At 78.4% G+C, this 787-nt stretch carries 1 protein-coding gene; it reads right to left on the reverse strand.

Translation table 11 applies throughout. The features are described 5' to 3' along the window. Positions 1 to 787, reverse strand: a 787-nt coding sequence (locus DZG00_RS15995) for an SMC hinge domain-related protein (RefSeq protein ID WP_511172845.1), incomplete at both ends; no start/stop codon positions are given.

Here is a 787-nt window from a genome sequence, read left to right on the forward strand (position 1 = left end):
CTCCGCCTGGGTGCGGGAGCGGCTGAGGCGCTCGGCGTGGGCGGCCAGCCGCGCATCCGCCTCGCGCAGGCCGCCGAGGGCGACGGACGCGCGCTCGCGGGCGGCGCGGAGGCGCTCCCGGCCCGCGGCGAGGTCCACCTGGAGGTCGTCGATGCGGGCACGGACGTCGGTGAGGGTCGTCGCGGCGGCCTCGCGCGCGGCGACGAGCTCGAGCTTGGAGCGGGTGGCGCCGGATCCGCCGCGCAGCACGTGCGCCGAGACGACGTCGCCGCCGCGGGTGATCACGGTGGTCGGCGCGTCGGATCCGTTCGCCAGGTCGACCGCCTGCGTGAGGTCGTCGACCACCACGACGTCGGCGAGGATCCGCCGCACGCCGTCGGGCGCGTCGACGACGGACGCGACGGGGACGGGACCGGAGGCGTCGGCGGGCGACACCGGGTCCGAGCCCTCGGGCGATCCGGCGACGACCACCTCGACGCGCCCCAGGTCGTCGTCGACCGCGCGCCGGAGGGCCGCGACGGCGTCGTCGTGGGTCTCCGCGAGCACCGCGTCCGCGAGCGATCCGAGCGCCGCGGCGACCGCGGCCTCGTAGCCGGGCCGCACGTGCACGTGCTCAGCCAGGAGCCCGCGGATGCCGGGGAGGCCGGCGGCGACGAGGTCGCTGGATCCGTCGCGCTGGTCGAGCGCGCTCGCGAGGGCCTGCTCGCGCGCGGCCAGGGCGTCGCGCTCCCGCTCCTTCGCGTGCAGCTCCTCGCGGACGGCCTCGATCGCCTGTTCCTCCGTGGCG

This window comes from Clavibacter lycopersici, from assembly GCF_003576405.1.
In the GTDB taxonomy this organism is placed as follows: domain Bacteria; phylum Actinomycetota; class Actinomycetes; order Actinomycetales; family Microbacteriaceae; genus Clavibacter; species Clavibacter lycopersici.